This is a genomic window from Pseudomonas sp. NFACC32-1, from assembly GCF_900101215.1.
Taxonomy (GTDB): Bacteria; Pseudomonadota; Gammaproteobacteria; order Pseudomonadales; family Pseudomonadaceae; genus Aquipseudomonas.
This window is the reverse complement of record NZ_FMUL01000001.1, coordinates 187,406-203,643: the sequence shown is the minus strand read 5'-3', so window position 1 is coordinate 203,643 and position 16,238 is coordinate 187,406. Positions and strand designations below refer to the sequence as shown.

The window sequence follows — 16,238 nt, the reverse complement described above, 5'->3', positions numbered from 1 at the left end:
AATCTAGGCCGCGTATCATAGCCAATTTCCATAAAACTTCACCAGCGCCGTGGCAAGATCGGGTCGCGAAGCCTGTTCCAGGCACCACGCCTGGGCATGTTCGGCCAGTTCCTGCTGCCGCTCGCAGACGGTTTTCCAGTGTTCGGCCATGTCCTGGCCGGCATTCCACGCCCGCCAGAGACCGCTCATCGCTTTTTGCGCCGGCTCTGCAAGTCCTTGGGTGTAGAGCGTGAGGAAAGCCTCGAGTTTGTCCAGGTGTACGTCCTCTTCCTGCTGATAGATGTGCCAGAGCAGTGGCCGGCCGGCCCACTGGGCACGCACGAAAGAATCCTCGCCGCGCACGGCGTTGAAATCGCAGCACCACAGCAGCAGATCGTATTGATCCTGCCGGACGAATGGCAGCACCTGCACCGTCAGGGCGCCACGCCGATGCACCGCGCCGACCTCCAACGGGCCTACCGCGAACCAACGTTCGACGTCCCCCAGTATCCGCCCTTCCGGCACCAGCACGTGGGACGCCCGGGCGTCGTGCGCCATGGCATCGAACCAACTCGCCAGCCCGGCGTTTTCATAGGCGAACAGGGAGATCAGGCGCGCATCCGGCGCCCGCTCGACCCCCAGGCCCTGGAGGAACATGCGCTGCGCCTCGGCATCCTGCTGGAATTGCCGGCGCCGCTCCAACAGACCCGCTTCACGCAGCAAGCCTCCCGTCCCTTCACGGAAACCAGGGAAGAAGAAATATTTCTGCACGTGGCGGTACTTGACCGACGGTAGCCCGTGGCATCCGATGACCCAGTCCTCGGCGCTCAGGTAGTCGAGATTCATCCATAACGGCGTCTTCTGGCGCTCGGCCATCGCATCCATATAGGCACTGGGCAACTGGCAGGCGAACGCGGCGATTACCACATCGGCCGCTTCGGTGGCGGGCCAGTCCTGGGCCCAGTGACGCACCTCAACCCCTTGCTGCCACTGCTGCGCGAGGGTGGTATCGATGCCTGGGCACAACCGCTCGAAAGCACGCAAGTCGTCGACCCATAGCCGGACGGCACACCGATGCTCGGCCACCAGTTGCCGGGCCAGGCGCCAGGTGACGCCGATGTCGCCAAAATTATCGACAACGGTGCAAAAGATATCCCAACGCCCGGTCATTCCCGACTCCCTGTGACAAAGGTGCGATTGTCCCGAATAAACCGATGATGCAGAAGGGCCGACGGCGATTAATCTTCATGCGACAATCACCGCCCTACGAGCCCTGCCAGGAAGCAGCCATGCCTGATCATCCGCCCGCCCAGCGCCTCGGCGCCCTGCAATTGACCCTCAGCATTGCCCTGGGATTATGGCTTGGGTTTCTCGCCATCGTCCTGACCAGCTGGTTGCTGTCGAAATTCATCTTCGACGAACAACTGGCCCCGGTGGTCGGCGCCGTGCATCAACTGGCGCAACCGCCAGCCGTGCAGCCGCCTCCCGAGCCGCCCACGCCCATGTTCGAGCAGTATCAGCAGAACCTGCAAAGGAACGAGCAGCGCCAGGCCCTGGATCAGGCCCGCAGCGATCCGCGTAACCTGTCCAATCCCAAATGCCAGTTCTGGCTGCAGCAGGACCAGAACGCCCCCAGCGAAAAAAGCCGTGCCAACGTTCTACAGTTCTGCAATTGATCATGGATAAACAGACCGTCCACCGACTGATTCTCGACAAGCTCAAGGTCGATCTCGAGATCGCCGAACGCGCCGCGCAAACCGCCTACGAAGCCGCGACCCATGAAGAGAACATCGCCGAGAACAAGTACGACACCCTGGGCCTCGAAGCGTCCTACCTCGCCGCCGGACAAGCCCGACGCGTCGAGGAAATCCGCCAGGCCCTGGCGCTCTGCCAGAACCTGGCGCTCAGGCCATACGACGAACAACGCGGGATCCAGGTAGGTACACTGATCGGCCTGGAAGATGAGGAAGGTCGCGAGCAGTGGCTGTTTCTCGGGCCGGATGCAGCGGGACTGAAGGTGTCGCTGGTGGGCCAGCCGATCACGGTCATCACCCCTCGCTCCCCCCTGGGCCGAGGCCTGCTGGGCAAGTTCGAAGGCGATGAGGTGGAGATCGTGGTGGCGGGTACCCGGCAACAGTTCGCTGTCACCGAGGTGATCTAGGGCGTACGAAAAGGTACACGACACCTTTTCGTACGCTCTCTGGTATCAATGTACCGGTAGTTCGACGCCGTCGAACAGTTCCTCGAGTTCCTGCTTGTTATGGCACTGGATGGCCTTGGCCATGACTTCCCGGGTCAGGTGTGGCGCGAATTTCTCGATGAAATCGCACATGAATCCCCGCAGGAAAGTGCCGCGGCGGAATCCGATCTTGGTCACGCTCGATTCGAACAGCTCACTGGCGTCCAGCACGACCAGGTCGCTGTCGAGCTTGGTGTCGACGGCCATTTTCGCCACGATACCCACGCCCAGGCCGAGACGTACATAAGTCTTGATCACGTCGGCATCGGCGGCGGTGAACACCACTTTCGGGGTCAGCCCACGGTGGCTGAAGGCTTCGTCGAGTTTCGACCGGCCGGTGAACCCGAACACATACGTCACGATGGGGTATTCGGCCAGCGCTTCGAGCGTCAGCTTTGGCAGCTTGGTCAACGGATGGCCCTGGGGCACGGCCACACAACGGTTCCAGCGATAGCACGGCATCATCACCAGGTCGCCGAACAACTCCAGGGCCTCGGTGGCGATGGCGAAATCCACCGTGCCGTCGGCGGCCATCTCGGCGATCTGCATGGGCGACCCCTGGTGCATGTGCAGGGCCACGTCCGGGTATTGCTTGATGAAATTGCTGATCACCGGCGGCAGCGCGTAGCGGGCCTGGGTGTGAGTGGTGGCGATCGACAGGGTGCCTTTTTTCTCGTTGGAGAACTCCTGGGCGATCTGCTTGATGCTCTCGACCTTGCGCAGGATCTCGCCGGCCGTGGTGATGATGCGCTCACCGGCCGGGGTCACGCGGGTCAGGTGCTTGCCACTGCGGGCGAAGACTTCCACTCCCAGCTCGTCTTCCAACAGTCGGATCTGCTTGCTGATGCCGGGTTGCGACGTATAGAGGCTTTGTGCGGTAGCGGAAACGTTGAGGTCGTGGTGCGCCACTTCCCAGATGTAGCGCAGTTGTTGAAGCTTCATATGTATCCCTCAAAGCAGTTGGACGCCACGGGCATCAGCGACGGTATATAACTATATGAATGGTCACGACAATAAATCTAGAACTTTTTATGAAAAGCCATCATTTAGCCTCAAGCTTCTCCCTGACGCCGACGCTGCACCAGCGGCACCAGGTACACCGGCACCCGGGATAACTGCAATACCCGCGCAGCGGTCCTGCCCAAGGGCGTCTCACCACTTGCCCCTTGGCAATGACTGCCTACGATCAGCAAATCGACAGAGAGTTTCGCTGCCTGTTCGAGAATGACCTGGGAAGGATCGCCCTGATACACCCTGACCGATTTGATCAGCTTCAAGTCCTGCTGCCCCTCCCCCAATTCTTCGCGAAAACTGTCGAGCACCCGCTGTTCGATATTGGCCATCACGGTATTCAGACCCTGTCGATGAAATTCGTTCAGCGCCTGCTCGTCGAGATAGCTTTGCAACACCGATTCGGCGAACAGCCCCATCGGCTCTACCGCATGCACCACATACAACTCGGCTTCAAACGTCCGTGCCAACGCCAAGGCATGCTGCATCACATAGGGGGCATACAGCCCCAGGTCTGTGGCATACAGCATCGAACGAATCATGTGACCTCCTCGCGTGCCAGAATGGCGGAGATTGATTCAGCTTAGCAGTGCCTCGGGGACTACGACGTGTGGCTTGACGTCCCGGACGACGGCTCGTCAGGGCTTGACTTCGTTACTGATGCCGTGGGGTACGTGACCTGTGGCGACCACTTCGCGAGCCAGTTCGCAGTGGCCGGTCTGGTCGTCGAAAAACACGTCGGCGGCAAAGGCTTCGAGGAATGCCGACTTGGTCAGGCCGCCGAGAAACAGTGACTCGTCCAGACGGATGTCCCATTCGCGCAAGGTGCGGATGACCCGCTCATGGGCGGGAGCCGAACGGGCGGTGACCAAGGCAGTGCGAATCGGGCAGGCGTCCTCGGGAAACTCGCGCTGCAGCGCATTGAGCGCCGCCAGGAACCCTTTGAACGGCCCGCCTCGCAGCGGCTCGCGGGCGGCCTGTCGCTCGCTGGCCTGGAAAGCCTCCAGCCCGCCGCTCTGGTAGATGCGCTCCGACTCATCGGAAAACAGCACCGCATCGCCATCGAAGGCAATGCGCAACTCTTCGCTGGCGGCACGGCTGGCACCGCCCGACAGGATGGTCGCCGCGGCGAATCCGGCGTCCAGGGCGCTGCGTACGTCTTCGGCATGGGTGGAGAGGAACAGATCGCAGCCGAACGCCTTGAGGTAAGGGTACGGGCTGCGACCACCGACGAAGGCCGCGCGCGAGATCGCCAGGCCGTAATGATGGATCGAGTTGAACACCCGAAGCCCCGTGTCGGCACTGTTGCGCGACACCAGGATTACCTCGACCCGGGCACGCCCCAGATGCTCGTTGAGGCTGAGCAGCTTTTGCACGAGGGCGAACGCATCGCCAGGTTCGAGGACCTCGTCTTCGTGCTCGATCTGGTACTGCCGATAGGCTTCGACGCCACTCGACAGATACACCTTGTGGCTTTCCCTCAGGTCGAACAGCGCCCGTGAAGAGATCGCCAGCACCAGCCTGTCATCGATGTTGTTTGCCATGCCTCCCCCTTCCGCCCGATCAGCGGTTGCGTCCGTCGATGAACGCCAGCGCCTGGTACAAGGCTTCGATTTTCGGTAATTCACAACCTGCCGCTTTCGCCGCCGCCAATGGCCGGCAGTAGATCGCATCCAGTTCCAGCGCACGCTTGTGGGAAAAGTCGTGATACATGCTTGGCCAGTAATCGGGCATCTTGTCGGTCATCGTAAACAGATACTCGGCGTAGCCTGGCGCGACGTGATGACCGCAGGCCTGGGCACCACGCACCACCTCCTCCATCAACGCCCGGATCAGCTCGCGGCTGCGGTCGTCAGCCATCAACGGGGTGGTGCTGGCCCCCAGCAGGACGGACAGGCCGTTGTACGGCACGTTCCACACCAGCTTCTGCCAGCGGGCCTGTCGCAGGTCAGGCATCGCCTGGGAGTCGACGCCGGCGGCACGAAACAGCGTCGCGGCCTCCTCGACGACCGCCATGCGCCCGGCCTGGTCAGCGCATGAACCGCTGTGATAACCGATATTCACCGAGCCAAGGGCCTGATGCGCGATGACGCCCGGGCCGACACGGTTCACACAGATCAGGCACAGGCCGCCCAGCAGATGCAACGATTCGGGCAACAGGGGCCGGAGTTCGTCTTCGACATCGAGACCGTTCTGCAGCAGCAGGACCTTCGCGCCATCGGCCGCCGCCTGGACGATGGCCGGGGCCAAGTCGGCATTGCTGGTGGTCTTGGCGCCGACCAGCAGCCAGTCGCAGGGCGGCATGTCGGCTGCGGATCGATATGCCTGGACCGGGTTGAGTGTCAGTGGTCCTTGGACCGCGCTATCGATCCGCAAGCCGTGTTCAGCGACCGCGCCGAATTCACTGCGCAGCAGGAAGTGCACATCATGGCCGGCACGCGCCAGCATCACGCCGTAGAACCCACCGATCGCCCCGGTGCCGATCACCCCGATCCGCGGTTTGAAGCCTGCCTGCATCATCGTCACTCCTCTGCTTGAAGGCCGAGCACATCATTACACAGGTGCCCTTCCCCGTGGCGAGGAGCCTTGCGTCCATCGGGCCGATCCTCGCCCTGGCGCAGGCGCTTTTCGCCAATGCCACGCCTTCAGGTCGGATCAAGCGCTCCCAGCACCATTAAACCGGCCCTTGCCCATTGTCGAGCAGCCTCGTAACGCGATAAGGTTCGGCTCCCCGACGCGCTTAAATCCGCTGTGCACCGCCGCGCGGGGATCGCTGGCGGCCGGCACCCGTGACCTGACGAGTAACACGATGGCTGATTTACCGATCAATGACCTTAACGTCGCCTCCAACGAGACCCTCATCACGCCTGACCAGCTCAAGCGCGATATTCCCCTGAGCGACGCTGCCCTGCGCACCGTGACCAAGGGGCGGGAAGTCATCCGCAATATCCTCGACGGCACCGACCATCGCCTGTTCGTCGTCATCGGGCCCTGCTCGATCCATGACATCAAGGCCGCCCACGAATATGCCGAGCGCCTGAAGGTCCTGGCAGCGGAAGTCTCCGATACGCTGTACCTGGTCATGCGGGTGTATTTCGAGAAACCCCGGACCACCGTCGGCTGGAAAGGCCTGATCAACGATCCTTATCTGGACGACTCGTTCAAGATCCAGGATGGCCTGCACATCGGTCGTCAGTTGCTGCTGGACCTGGCGGAAATGGGCCTGCCCACCGCCACCGAGGCCCTGGACCCGATCTCCCCGCAATATCTGCAGGACCTGATCAGTTGGTCGGCCATCGGCGCGCGAACCACCGAATCCCAGACACACCGCGAAATGGCCTCGGGCCTGTCCTCGGCCGTGGGCTTCAAGAACGGCACCGACGGCGGCCTGACCGTGGCGATCAACGCATTGCAGTCGGTCTCCAATCCTCACCGGTTCCTGGGTATCAACCAGGAAGGCGGCGTGTCCATCGTCACCACCAAGGGCAACGCCTACGGTCATGTGGTACTGCGCGGTGGCAACGGCAAGCCGAACTACGATTCGGTCAGCGTCGCGCTGTGCGAGCAAGCGCTGAACAAGGCGAAGATCAAGCCGAACATCATGGTCGACTGCAGCCATGCCAACTCCAACAAGGACCCGGCGCTGCAACCCCTGGTCATGGAGAACGTGGCCAACCAGATCCTGGAAGGCAACCAGTCGATCATCGGCCTGATGGTCGAAAGCCACCTCAACTGGGGCTGCCAGGCGATTCCCAAGGACCTCGCCGACTTGCAGTACGGCGTCTCCATCACCGATGCCTGCATCGACTGGGGTACCACGGAAAAAACCCTGCGCAGCATGCACGCCAAGCTCAAGGATGTGCTGCCCAAGCGTCAGCGCGCTTGATCGCTACTTTCTTCTAGCGCATGAAAAACGCCGGGCTTTGGACCCGGCGTTTTTCATTGGAAATCGTTGGTGTCAGAGCTTCGCCGCGTGTCGCTGGTGACGCTCCATGTAGCGTTCCACATAGGAACAGGACGGGATCACCGTGTAGCCCATCTCTTCCGCGTATTGCAGCGCCTTTTCAGTCAGCGCCGCCGCAATGCCCCGACCGCGCAAGGCATTGGGCACGAACGTGCGATAGATATCCAGGGTCTGCTTGCCCAGATCCATGTAAGTCAGATAGGCACGATGACCGTCCACAGTGGTCTCGAACTGATGACCAGCCTGGTCATGGTGGATGGACAACGCCTCGCTCATCACTACTCCTCGCGGGTCTGAATGCTGACCCCTACCTTACCGATGTTTTTCCGGCGAAGGAACATCTACGCCACCCCGTGCCTGTCCGGTCACCGAGCGCTAAAAAAGCCAACCGCTCAAACCCGAGCACGTCATGAATAGTAGGCACCAATGACGCAAATGCTCAAGGCACGCCTGTCATTGAAGGGAAAACCCGCCAGGTCGAGGGATTTGAACGCCAGCGTCACGCTGAAGTCAGCGAAGGTGCAATAGCTGAACATCGCCAGTTGTTGAGTCTTGAGACGAACGCCCGTAGTTAAAGTCACCGGCAATACCAATAAAGATGCCTGGGGCCTGCACAAAAAATGAACAAAAGTGTAGGCGAATCAATAAGCAGCGACTTTAGCGGTCGCCCCGGAGTTCCTCTCGCAAGCGGAACTTTTCTACCCTTGCACACTCCATTCAAGGGCTTGGCGCTGTGTATTTTTTAAACAACCGCAAGAAAAGTTGCTCGAAAAAGAATCACCGCCTACAATTTTTTTGCTTCTTGCGCTACGTCAGTTTACTTACTACAAGTAATGGGTAGTATGTACGCCGGCTAACTCCTCAGTCTGGGGAGACAGTCACTAATAGAAAGTCCTTGAAGGGGAACACGATGAACAACGTTCTGAAATTCTCTGCTCTGGCCCTGGCCGCAGTTCTGGCTACCGGTTGCAGCAGCGCATCGAAAGAAACCGAAGCACGTCTGACTGCTACCGAAGACGCAGCAGCTCGCGCCCAAGCTCGTGCAGACGAAGCTTACCGTAAAGCTGATGAAGCTCTGGCTGCTGCTCAAAAAGCACAACAGACTGCTGACGAAGCCAACGAGCGCGCTCTGCGCATGCTGGAAAAAGCCAGCCGCAAGTAATAGTCCTTCGGGATTGTTATCGAGCCGACCCATTCTTGGGTCGGCTTTTTTATGCCCGGGTGTTTTTCCAGGCGATAAAAAACCCGCCGACGTCGCGAAACGTCGGCGGGTCCTGAAGAGCGTTCTTACTGTTGCATGTCGATCGGTGCACTCGAGACCATGGGCGCCGACGCGTTCGGCACGGCGACCTCCACCGGCAGGCCATCTTCGGCGGCCACCACATCACGCACCATATCCCAGTTCATGCGCAGGTTGCTGGTGATGTCCTCACGCTTGAGCATCGCATTGATCACCGCGGTGTGCTTGTCCACCACCGACGGGTTGCCCTTGTCGTCCACCGGGGTATGGGCTTCCAGGTAAACCTTGCCACCACTCAGGCCCAGCTTGTAAGGGTCGTTGATGATACGCACCGGCGTTCCCACCGGCACCATGCTGGCCATTTCCAGGACGTTGTTGTTGAACATGCGGAAACAGCCGTGGCTGGTGCGCATGCCGATGCCGAACTTCTTGTTCGAACCATGGATGAGGTACCCCGGGGTACCCAGGGTGAACTTGAACGGCCCCAGCGGGTTGTCGGGACCGGCCGGTACCACGCTCGGCAGGATGTCGCCATCGGCGGCATGTTCGGCCCTGATCGAAGCCGGCGGCGTCCAGGTCGGGTTCGGCGTCTTGGCGATGATGCTGGTCCGGGCGATGGGCGACCCCCAGCCTTCACGACCGATCCCCAACGGGAAGGTGTAAACCACGTTCCGGCCCTTGGGGTAGTAGTAGAGGCGATACTCGGCGAGGTTGATCACGATGCCTTCGCGCGGGCCCGGCGGCAGGATGAAACGGGTCGGCAGCACGATCTCGGTGCCGGCGCCCGGCAGCCAGGGATCGACACCCGGGTTGGCGGCGACCATTTCGGTATAGCCCAGGTCATAGGTCGTGCCCAGGTCGGCGAAAGTGTCCTCGTACTTGGCCTTGATCACTTGCACCTGGCCGACAATGTCTTCGCCGGGTGGTGGCAGGGGCAATTCCAGGGCAGCAACGGGCCCGGCCATACACAGGGCGGCAAGAGACAGGCAGCGGGCGACGGCAGGCAAGCGCGGCAACATCCGGGGAATCCTTCGCAGATCGAACAGAGGGTATGAAGATCGCGATTGTACACCGTCCCCCGTTATTTCGGGGAGGGCAGGATGATCACAACTCGAACCGCAGTTCCGGCCAGATCGGCGAGGTGCCGCGCTTCTGGGACTCCAGGATCGCCCGGCATAACGAACACAGGCGATGGTCCTGGAAGATCTTGCGATCCACGCTCGACCAGCGAGGCTGGGCCGGCAGCAGGCTGCCGCAGAGCGTCCGGTCGGCCGAGCCGCCGAGCTCCAGCTGCCGGGTCACCAGGTGTACCCGCACTTCCTGGCAGGCGAACAGGTCCAGCTGTTCGTCAGGCTCGATCAGTTGGTAGGCAAACAGGGACCAGGCGGGACGCGGCATCGGGGGCTCCAAATCGGGGGCGCCACATTAGCCGAAAGACCGCCTGTAGAAAAGCGTCAAAGCAACGGTTTCAGGGTCGGCCAGACATTTTCCAGCAACTTGCCCTGGGCCGCGACGGACGGGTGCAATCCGTCGTCCTGCATCATCCCCGGTACCCCACCGACGCCCTGGAGGAAAAACGGCACCAGCGGTACTTTTTTCTCATCGGCCAGGGTGCTGTAGACCCTGGCGAAGGCATCGGTGTAGCGTCGCCCGTAATTGGGCGGCAGTTGCATGCCGAGCAGCAACACCTTGGCACCGCTGTCACGGGCGCTGTCGATCATCGCTGCAAGGTTTTGTTGCAATTGTGTTGGCGGTTGTCCACGCAGGCCGTCATTGCCCCCCAGCTCGAGGATCACGAGGTCCGGTTTATGGGCTGCAAGCAGCGCCGGCAGCCGCGCCTGGCCGCCCGCGCTGGTGTCGCCACTGATGGAAGCATTGACCACTTTATCGTCAAAACCCTCGGCCTTGAGCCGCTGTTCGAGCAATGACACCCAGCCTTGCCGGGTATCCAGGCCGAAAGCCGCGCTGATACTATCGCCAACGATCAGGACTGTACCCGCCGCTGCGTTCTGGACCATGCACATCAAGGCCAGGCCGGCACTCAAAAACCACACACGCATCGGATTCTCCATGGGCTCAAGCATTCTCACCGCGAAGGACCTTAGCAAAGTGGTTCCCAGCGCGGAAGGTGTACTGACCATCCTGCACGAACTCAGCCTGGAACTGAACAAGGGCGACAGCCTGGCCATCGTCGGCGCCTCCGGTTCCGGAAAATCCACGCTCCTGGGCCTCTTGGCCGGCCTCGACCTGCCCAGCAGCGGTGAAGTGACACTGGCCGGCCAGGCCCTCAGTGCGCTGGACGAGGACCAGCGGGCCCGGATTCGCGCCGAGCATGTCGGTTTCGTCTTCCAGTCGTTCCAGTTGCTCGACAGCCTCAACGCCCTGGAAAACGTCATGCTGCCGCTGGAGCTTGACGGTCACAAGGACGCCCGGGAGCGGGCCACGGAATTGCTGCAGCGGGTCGGCCTCGGGCAACGCCTGACGCACTCGCCCCGCCAGCTTTCCGGCGGCGAGCAGCAACGTGTGGCGATTGCCCGTGCCTTCGCCGCCGAACCCGACGTACTGTTTGCCGACGAACCCACCGGTAACCTCGACAGTCACACCGGGGAGCGCATCAGTGATCTTCTGTTCGAATTGAACAAGGAAAGCGGCACCACCCTGGTGCTGGTCACCCACGATGAACGCCTGGCCCATCGCTGCCGGCGCCTGATCCGACTTGAAGCCGGCCAGATGGTCGCCCCCCTGGAGCCTTGATGGCACGCCTGCCGCTGTTGCGCCTGTTCAGTCTCGCCGTTCGCCAACTGCTACGCGACGCCCGCGCCGGCGAGTTGCGCGTGCTGTTCTTCGCCCTGCTGGTGGCGGTGGCGGCGAGCACCGCCATCGGTTATTTCGGTGCCCGCCTCAACGGCGCGATGATGATGCGCGCCACTGAATTTCTCGGTGCCGACCTGCTGCTCGAAGGCAGCTCGCCCGCCCGCCCCGAACAGATCCGCAGCGGCACCGACCTGGGCCTGGAACATGCCCAGGTGGTGGAGTTCTCCAGCGTGGTCGCCACGGACAACGGCATCCAGCTGTCCAGCGTCAAGGCAGTCGACGAGCTGTATCCCTTGCGCGGGCAGTTGAAAAGCGCACCGACTCCGTTCGCCCCGGAAGAAGCCGGCGGGCGACCGAAACCGGGCGAGGCCTGGGTCGAAGCACGCCTGTTGACGGCACTGGACCTGAAAATCGGCGACAGCATCGATGTCGGCAACAAGACCCTGCGCCTGAGCCGGGTACTGACCTACGAACCGGATCGCGCCGGCAATTTCTACAGCCTCACCCCCCGGGTCATGATCAACCTGGAGGACCTGGAAGCCACTGGCGTGGTCCAGCCCGGCAGCCGTGTCAGTTATCGCGAACTGTGGCGAGGCCCGGCACCGGCCTTGCAGACTTACCGCGACCTGGTCAATCCCGGCCTCGAAGCCAACCAGCGCCTGCAGGACGCCCGCGACGGCAACCGGCAGATCGGTGGCGCACTCGGCAAGGCCGAGCGCTACCTGAACATGGCCAGCCTGGTGGCGGTGCTGTTGTCCGGCGTCGCCGTCGCGCTCTGCGCCAATCGTTTTGCCACCCGCCGCTTCGATGCCAGTGCCCTGTTGCGCTGCCTCGGCCTGTCACGCCGGGAAACCATGTTGCTGTTCAGCCTTCAACTGGCGGTACTGGGCCTGCTGGCCAGCATCAGTGGCGCCCTGCTCGGCTGGCTCGCGCAATTGGGACTCTTCGCCCTGCTGCACGACCTGCTGCCTGCCACCGTGCCGCCGGGCGGTCTGCTGCCCGCGATTGCCGGCACCGGCACCGGGCTGGTGGCCCTGGTCGGATTCGCCCTGCCGCCACTGGCGGCGCTGGGGCGAGTGCCGCCGTTGCGGGTGTTGCGCCGGGACATGTTGCCGATTCCCTCCAGCACCTGGGTGGTCTACGGTGCCGCGCTGGGTGCCTTGGGCTTGATCATGTGGCGCCTGAGCCTGGACCTGGTGCTGACCTTCGCCCTGCTCGGTGGCGGCGTCGTCGCCGCCCTGGTACTGGGCGGCCTGCTGTTGCTGCTGCTTCAAAGCCTGCGCCGGATGCTGGCGCGTGCCTCGTTGCCGTGGCGACTGGGGCTCGGCCAGTTACTGCGTCATCCGTTGGCGGCAGCCGGGCAGTCATTGGCGTTCGGCCTGATCCTGCTGTCCATGGCCTTGATTGCGCTCTTGCGCGGCGAGTTGCTGGACACCTGGCAGAACCAACTGCCGAAAAATGCCCCGAACTACTTCGCCCTGAACATCCTGCCCAATGACAAGCAGGCCTTCACCGACAAGCTGCTGCAGTTGTCGGCACAATCGGCTCCCCTCTACCCTGTCGTACCGGGACGGCTGATCAGCATCAACGGCGAGCCGGCCAAGGAGTTCGTCACCAAGGATTCGGCAGGGGACCGCGCGCTGCAACGTGACCTGAGCCTGACCTGGGCCGCGGACCTGCCGGCGGGCAACGTCGTCACGGCCGGGACCTGGTGGCCACAGCAACCGCCGGATGACATGCCGGGGGTCTCGGTGGAGGGCAAGGTAGCCGAGAACCTCAAGATCAAGCTCGGCGATCGATTGCTGTTCAGTGTGGGCGGCGTCAACCGCGAAGCGAAGGTCACCAGCCTGCGGGAAATCAACTGGGACAACTTCCAGCCGAACTTCTTCATGATCTTCCAGCCCGGCACCTTGAAGGACCTGCCGGCCACCTACCTCACCAGTTTCTATCTGGCCGCCGGTCACGATCAGCAGATCGTCGAGCTGTCCCGGGCGTTCCCGGCGGTCACGATCCTGCAGGTCGAAGCCTTGCTCGAACAATTGCGCAGCATCCTGGCCCAGGTGACCCTGGCCGTGGAATACGTGCTGCTGTTCGTACTCGCGGCGGGCATGGCCGTGCTGTTCTCCGGCCTGCAGGCCACGCTCGATGAACGCATCCGCCAAGGCGCATTGTTGCGCGCCCTGGGCGCCGGACGACCGCTGCTGGTCAAGGCACGGCGCATCGAGTTCGGCCTGCTGGGCGCGGTCAGCGGCTTGCTGGCGGCCTTGGGTTCGGAAGTCGTGAGCCTGGTGCTCTACCGCTACGCCTTCGACCTGCCCTGGCATCCACATCCATGGCTGCTGGTATTGCCGCTGGTGGGAGCATTGCTCATTGGTTACGCCGGGGTGTTCGGTACCCGTCGGGCACTCAACGCCAGCCCGCTGACAGTTTTGCGCGAGGGTTGATAGACTTCGGTCTCATCGTCAAAAGAAGCCGCCATGAGTCGTTATCGCCCTCCCCGCACCGCCGGCACCGCCCTGATCACTCCCGAGGGCGAAGCGCGGATGCGTGCCGAATTCCATGAGTTGTGGCATGTGCGTCGCCCTCAGGTCACGCAGGCCGTCAGCGAGGCCGCGGCTCAGGGCGATCGCTCGGAAAATGCAGAGTACACCTACGGCAAGAAAATGCTGCGGGAAATCGACAGCCGTGTGCGTTTCCTCACCAAGCGCCTCGAAGCGCTCAAGGTGGTAACGGAAAAACCCAGCGACCCGAACAAGGTCTACTTCGGCGCCTGGGTCACGGTCGAAGATGAGGACGGCAAAGAGTCGCGCTATCGCATCGTCGGGCCCGACGAACTGGATTTGAAACAGAACCTGATCAGCATCGATTCGCCCTTGGCGCGGGCGTTGATTGGCAGGGCCCTGGACGCCGAAGTCAGGGTCCAGACTCCTACAGGTGAAAAGCTGGTCTACATCGTGGACATCGCCTATCCATGACCCGTGCCTGCCCTAGGGCACGCGGGCGCGGAAACATCCCACCAAACTTGAAACTTTGACACGGCGGCTGTCCTGCGCAGAATGACTGGCGCAGGCTGTGTCACGTCACGCCTTTTGCTCAAAAAAATTATTCAAGGATGAATAATCATGCAGATTACCCACCATGGACTGGATTGCTGGATGTACAACACCCCCGAGTTATACAAACTGCGCATCGACGAACTTATCTTGCCCGGCACGCATGACTCCGGAGCCGATAAAAAAGCCCCCAACCTTACGCTGCCTCAAGAGAAGACCCAGGACGTGCCGATCATCGAACAGATCCTGGCGGGCTTTCGCGTGCTGGACCTGCGCGTGGTGTGTTCTGGCAACGCTCCCCCCGGCAGCGACGGGCGCTTTCAATTGTTCCACCTCACCTCATCCGGGCGCACCGTGGGCGGCGATGTCCTGGATCAATTGAACAATTTCTACGACGACCTCGACCACAAGGCAACGCGGGCGAAGGAAATCATCATTCTAAATTTTCACAAGTTCAAAAACTTCACCCGCGCGACCCATCGGGAACTGCATGAGTTGATCCATACGAAAATCGGGCAACGGCTCATTCCCAGGAACTGGCGCAAGGCAACGGTGGAAGATATCTGGACGCATCGGCCGGGGCGCACGGTGGTCATCTCCTACAACCACCGCGTCAGGGCCAAATACTGGAAAGGCGTGGAACACCAATGGAGCGGCAAGAACCTGAATACCACCAGCGCCTTGAAGACGTTCATGGACGAACAATCCGCCCGGAAGAAACCCGACTTCGTCCTACGCTCGATACAATGCGCCAAGTATGTGCTGCCCCTGCATATTCCGGATGATTTCAGCGACAAGATCGATCTGTGGTTCGAGTCCAGGAACAGCGACAGCTATATACAACGCTTCCACATCATCAATACCGACTGGTCGACCCGCAGCCAGATCGTCTTCAACTGCATGCATGCCAATCGGCTTCGGGCAAAGGCAAAGAGCGCCTCCCTCACCGCCGCGTGATCAACCCTTGCCGCGCCACGCGGGTCAATTGCCGGATCATCTCCGGAGCATCCGCCGCACTGGGCGCCTGGATGACGGCCAGGTCGAAACTGTCGTTGGCAAAACGTGCCAGCGACTCGCCGTCTTCGACGAATTGAATCAGGAATGCCGCGGGGCCGTGGCTGCGTCGAGGCCAGCCATCGAGATAGCGCAACAATGTAGGCTGGTGGGTACCGCCCAGGAGGATTTTCGGATTACGCTGCAGAAGACTTGCCGTAATAGGCGCCAGACGGGCCAGGGAGTTGGGTGCGTTCATCGTGTCGTGTCTCTGCCTCGAAAGTCTGCATGGCAGGTGAGAGGCAACACCGAACCAGCGCTTTAGCGGTATTTCGAAGCCGTGTCTCTGGCTTCTGACGGCAACTCCCTGAGTCACCTGGCGCCCCGCAAGTAGCTGTTTAAATCGGCGCATGCGCAGCATCCTAGAGAAGCCGACCGGCCAGTGTCAAGAATCAGCGCCCACAAAAAAGGCCCGTAGCAGACGGGCCTCTTGCAATCCGCGAAAGCGATCAGCGAGCGACGGCACCGTCGACCGACAACTTGCCCGCACCTTCGATCAGTATCGCGATGCTACCGGCCAGCAAGGCCAAGGCAAACTCATAACCGTTGTTGGCCATGAACAGACCGTTGCCGATGTGCACCGAGAAAATCGCCACCAGCGACAGGAACGCCAGGCCCAATGCCGCCGGGCGGGCCAGCAAGCCAATGACCAGGGCCAGGCCGGCGAAGAACTCCGTACCGCCCGCCAATGTGGCCATCAGGTAACCTGGCGTCAGGCCGATGCTTTCCATCCATTGGGCCGTCCCCGCCAGACCGTAGCCACCGAACAGGCCGAACAGCTTCTGCGCGCCATGGGCGGCGAAAATGATGCCTACAGCAATGCGCAGAACAGTCAGACCATAACCGGCACGAGTGGACAGGACTTTGTTGATGACAGTGCTCATA

20 protein-coding genes are annotated in these 16,238 nt (G+C 61.6%); 8 read left to right on the top strand and 12 right to left on the bottom strand.

Translation table 11 applies throughout. From position 1 onward, the window contains the following. Positions 1–15: 15 nt before the first annotated feature. A complete protein-coding gene (gene earP / locus BLP99_RS00910) occupies positions 16–1,149 on the bottom strand; it encodes an elongation factor P maturation arginine rhamnosyltransferase EarP (RefSeq protein ID WP_072389257.1) in 1,134 nt (377 codons plus the stop codon). Between the two features lie 119 nt (positions 1,150–1,268). On the opposite strand from earP, the gene BLP99_RS00905 reads away from it, so the two are divergent. Further along, positions 1,269–1,655: a hypothetical protein gene (locus BLP99_RS00905; RefSeq protein WP_072430308.1), complete on the top strand. Its 387-nt coding sequence runs from the start codon at positions 1,269–1,271 to the stop codon at positions 1,653–1,655. 2 nt (positions 1,656–1,657) lie between these two features. Beyond that, a complete protein-coding gene (locus BLP99_RS00900) occupies positions 1,658–2,140 on the top strand; it encodes a GreA/GreB family elongation factor (protein WP_072389261.1) in 483 nt (160 codons plus the stop codon). A 45-nt stretch (positions 2,141–2,185) separates the two neighbouring features. Here BLP99_RS00900 and cysB read toward each other — a convergent pair whose 3' ends face one another. The 4 genes from cysB to BLP99_RS00880 all read right to left on the bottom strand — a co-directional run bounded on the left by cysB (position 2,186) and on the right by BLP99_RS00880 (position 5,746). Next, positions 2,186–3,160 (bottom strand): HTH-type transcriptional regulator CysB, encoded by a 975-nt coding sequence (gene cysB, locus BLP99_RS00895; protein ID WP_072389263.1) that lies wholly within the window; start codon positions 3,158–3,160, stop codon positions 2,186–2,188. A 110-nt stretch (positions 3,161–3,270) separates the two neighbouring features. Next, complete coding sequence (locus BLP99_RS00890; protein ID WP_014337270.1) at positions 3,271–3,771, bottom strand: universal stress protein; 501 nt, start codon at positions 3,769–3,771, stop codon at positions 3,271–3,273. Positions 3,772–3,867: 96 nt separating this feature from the next. Continuing rightward, positions 3,868–4,773 (bottom strand): 5'-nucleotidase, encoded by a 906-nt coding sequence (locus tag BLP99_RS00885; protein ID WP_072430307.1) that lies wholly within the window; start codon positions 4,771–4,773, stop codon positions 3,868–3,870. A gap of 19 nt (positions 4,774–4,792) precedes the next feature. Next, positions 4,793–5,746: a putative 2-dehydropantoate 2-reductase gene (locus BLP99_RS00880; RefSeq protein ID WP_092179772.1), complete on the bottom strand. Its 954-nt coding sequence runs from the start codon at positions 5,744–5,746 to the stop codon at positions 4,793–4,795. Positions 5,747–6,038: 292 nt separating this feature from the next. Here BLP99_RS00880 and BLP99_RS00875 point away from each other — a divergent pair, with 292 nt between their 5' ends. Continuing rightward, a complete protein-coding gene (locus BLP99_RS00875) occupies positions 6,039–7,115 on the top strand; it encodes a 3-deoxy-7-phosphoheptulonate synthase (RefSeq protein ID WP_072389267.1) in 1,077 nt (358 codons plus the stop codon). A 72-nt stretch (positions 7,116–7,187) separates the two neighbouring features. On the opposite strand, the gene BLP99_RS00870 is transcribed toward BLP99_RS00875, so the two are convergent. Together BLP99_RS00870 and BLP99_RS26355 are read right to left on the bottom strand one after the other, a co-directional pair. After that, complete coding sequence (locus BLP99_RS00870) at positions 7,188–7,469, bottom strand: GNAT family N-acetyltransferase (RefSeq protein ID WP_042728324.1); 282 nt, start codon at positions 7,467–7,469, stop codon at positions 7,188–7,190. Positions 7,470–7,600: 131 nt separating this feature from the next. Continuing rightward, positions 7,601–7,774, bottom strand: a complete 174-nt coding sequence (locus BLP99_RS26355) for a hypothetical protein (RefSeq protein WP_156682188.1) — start codon at positions 7,772–7,774, stop codon at positions 7,601–7,603. A 329-nt stretch (positions 7,775–8,103) separates the two neighbouring features. Here BLP99_RS26355 and oprI point away from each other — a divergent pair, with 329 nt between their 5' ends. Further along, positions 8,104–8,355 carry an outer membrane lipoprotei OprI gene (gene oprI, locus BLP99_RS00865; RefSeq protein ID WP_011335311.1) on the top strand — a complete coding sequence of 84 codons (252 nt, stop codon included), beginning with the start codon at positions 8,104–8,106 and terminating at the stop codon, positions 8,353–8,355. A 125-nt stretch (positions 8,356–8,480) separates the two neighbouring features. Here the strand turns inward: oprI and BLP99_RS00860 are convergent, their stop codons facing one another. The 3 genes from BLP99_RS00860 to BLP99_RS00850 all read right to left on the bottom strand — a co-directional run bounded on the left by BLP99_RS00860 (position 8,481) and on the right by BLP99_RS00850 (position 10,493). Beyond that, complete coding sequence (locus BLP99_RS00860) at positions 8,481–9,452, bottom strand: L,D-transpeptidase family protein (RefSeq protein ID WP_072389269.1); 972 nt, start codon at positions 9,450–9,452, stop codon at positions 8,481–8,483. A gap of 85 nt (positions 9,453–9,537) precedes the next feature. Then, entirely contained in the window at positions 9,538–9,831 is a 294-nt protein-coding gene (locus BLP99_RS00855; RefSeq protein ID WP_003199347.1) for a hypothetical protein, read from the bottom strand. A gap of 56 nt (positions 9,832–9,887) precedes the next feature. After that, complete coding sequence (locus BLP99_RS00850; protein ID WP_072389271.1) at positions 9,888–10,493, bottom strand: arylesterase; 606 nt, start codon at positions 10,491–10,493, stop codon at positions 9,888–9,890. A gap of 10 nt (positions 10,494–10,503) precedes the next feature. Here BLP99_RS00850 and BLP99_RS00845 point away from each other — a divergent pair, with 10 nt between their 5' ends. The 4 genes from BLP99_RS00845 to BLP99_RS00830 all read left to right on the top strand — a co-directional run bounded on the left by BLP99_RS00845 (position 10,504) and on the right by BLP99_RS00830 (position 15,257). Next, positions 10,504–11,187, top strand: coding sequence for an ABC transporter ATP-binding protein (locus BLP99_RS00845; RefSeq protein WP_092179513.1), 684 nt, complete (start codon positions 10,504–10,506; stop codon positions 11,185–11,187). Continuing rightward, positions 11,187–13,691 carry an ABC transporter permease gene (locus BLP99_RS00840; RefSeq protein ID WP_092179511.1) on the top strand — a complete coding sequence of 835 codons (2,505 nt, stop codon included), beginning with the start codon at positions 11,187–11,189 and terminating at the stop codon, positions 13,689–13,691. The genes BLP99_RS00845 and BLP99_RS00840 overlap by 1 nt, the downstream gene beginning before the upstream one ends. Positions 13,692–13,724: 33 nt before the next feature. Further along, the gene (greB, locus tag BLP99_RS00835; RefSeq protein WP_092179509.1) at positions 13,725–14,222 is read left to right on the top strand and encodes a transcription elongation factor GreB; all 498 of its coding nucleotides are present in this window, start codon (positions 13,725–13,727) and stop codon (positions 14,220–14,222) included. A gap of 180 nt (positions 14,223–14,402) precedes the next feature. Beyond that, positions 14,403–15,257: a PI-PLC domain-containing protein gene (locus BLP99_RS00830; RefSeq protein ID WP_243750410.1), complete on the top strand. Its 855-nt coding sequence runs from the start codon at positions 14,403–14,405 to the stop codon at positions 15,255–15,257. Here BLP99_RS00830 and BLP99_RS00825 read toward each other — a convergent pair. Both BLP99_RS00825 and BLP99_RS00820 read right to left on the bottom strand, forming a co-directional pair. Next, a complete protein-coding gene (locus BLP99_RS00825) occupies positions 15,244–15,552 on the bottom strand; it encodes a hypothetical protein (RefSeq protein ID WP_072389282.1) in 309 nt (102 codons plus the stop codon). The two genes, BLP99_RS00830 and BLP99_RS00825, sit on opposite strands and share 14 nt — an antisense overlap. A gap of 250 nt (positions 15,553–15,802) precedes the next feature. Then, complete coding sequence (locus BLP99_RS00820) at positions 15,803–16,237, bottom strand: DoxX family protein (RefSeq protein WP_072389285.1); 435 nt, start codon at positions 16,235–16,237, stop codon at positions 15,803–15,805. Position 16,238: the final 1 nt, after the last annotated feature.

Bases quoted from the DNA above. Each gene is read 5' to 3' on its own strand.
- BLP99_RS00840 (WP_092179511.1), top strand. From the start codon at position 11,187: ATGGCACGCCTGCCGCTGTTGCGCCTGTTCAGTCTCGCCGTTCGCCAA.
- BLP99_RS00900 (WP_072389261.1), top strand. From the start codon at position 1,658: ATGGATAAACAGACCGTCCACCGACTGATTCTCGACAAGCTCAAGGTC.
- BLP99_RS00880 (WP_092179772.1), bottom strand. From the start codon at position 5,746: ATGCAGGCAGGCTTCAAACCGCGGATCGGGGTGATCGGCACCGGGGCG.
- BLP99_RS00845 (WP_092179513.1), top strand. From the start codon at position 10,504: ATGGGCTCAAGCATTCTCACCGCGAAGGACCTTAGCAAAGTGGTTCCC.
- BLP99_RS00905 (WP_072430308.1), top strand. From the start codon at position 1,269: ATGCCTGATCATCCGCCCGCCCAGCGCCTCGGCGCCCTGCAATTGACC.
- BLP99_RS00860 (WP_072389269.1), bottom strand. From the start codon at position 9,452: ATGTTGCCGCGCTTGCCTGCCGTCGCCCGCTGCCTGTCTCTTGCCGCC.
- BLP99_RS00850 (WP_072389271.1), bottom strand. From the start codon at position 10,493: ATGCGTGTGTGGTTTTTGAGTGCCGGCCTGGCCTTGATGTGCATGGTC.
- greB (WP_092179509.1), top strand. From the start codon at position 13,725: ATGAGTCGTTATCGCCCTCCCCGCACCGCCGGCACCGCCCTGATCACT.
- BLP99_RS00855 (WP_003199347.1), bottom strand. From the start codon at position 9,831: ATGCCGCGTCCCGCCTGGTCCCTGTTTGCCTACCAACTGATCGAGCCT.
- BLP99_RS00885 (WP_072430307.1), bottom strand. From the start codon at position 4,773: ATGGCAAACAACATCGATGACAGGCTGGTGCTGGCGATCTCTTCACGG.
- BLP99_RS00820 (WP_072389285.1), bottom strand. From the start codon at position 16,237: ATGAGCACTGTCATCAACAAAGTCCTGTCCACTCGTGCCGGTTATGGT.
- BLP99_RS00890 (WP_014337270.1), bottom strand. From the start codon at position 3,771: ATGATTCGTTCGATGCTGTATGCCACAGACCTGGGGCTGTATGCCCCC.
- BLP99_RS00875 (WP_072389267.1), top strand. From the start codon at position 6,039: ATGGCTGATTTACCGATCAATGACCTTAACGTCGCCTCCAACGAGACC.
- cysB (WP_072389263.1), bottom strand. From the start codon at position 3,160: ATGAAGCTTCAACAACTGCGCTACATCTGGGAAGTGGCGCACCACGAC.
- earP (WP_072389257.1), bottom strand. From the start codon at position 1,149: ATGACCGGGCGTTGGGATATCTTTTGCACCGTTGTCGATAATTTTGGC.
- BLP99_RS00870 (WP_042728324.1), bottom strand. From the start codon at position 7,469: ATGAGCGAGGCGTTGTCCATCCACCATGACCAGGCTGGTCATCAGTTC.
- BLP99_RS00830 (WP_243750410.1), top strand. From the start codon at position 14,403: ATGTACAACACCCCCGAGTTATACAAACTGCGCATCGACGAACTTATC.
- oprI (WP_011335311.1), top strand. From the start codon at position 8,104: ATGAACAACGTTCTGAAATTCTCTGCTCTGGCCCTGGCCGCAGTTCTG.
- BLP99_RS00825 (WP_072389282.1), bottom strand. From the start codon at position 15,552: ATGAACGCACCCAACTCCCTGGCCCGTCTGGCGCCTATTACGGCAAGT.